General features: G+C 52.3%; 1 protein-coding gene. It reads left to right on the top strand.

Going from position 1 to position 235, the window contains the following annotated elements:
- Positions 1-235: hypothetical protein (locus tag AC1RPT_RS08280; protein WP_481763072.1), on the top strand; the 235-nt coding region annotated here is incomplete at both ends.

Here is a 235-nt window from a genome sequence, read left to right as displayed (position 1 = left end):
GCAATTATCGCGGCTGCGACGGGCCCCATCAAAATCACGTCGTTCAAGCTGGGTTCGGCCTACGGATACATCCCGCAGGCAACCGACACGAACATCCACGGTACTACTATTTACGAGGGGATTCCCAGTGATCCCTTCGTTGTAAACCCGAACGTCGTCAAATATGGCGCATACCTAGACTACAACCTAGGACCGTTCGATTTTGGTGAAATTGGGTATTTCGTGGGCAACACGC

This window comes from Dellaglioa sp. CoH-56-MRSF-11, from assembly GCF_056782135.1.
This window is presented reverse-complemented; position numbering and strand designations above follow the sequence as displayed.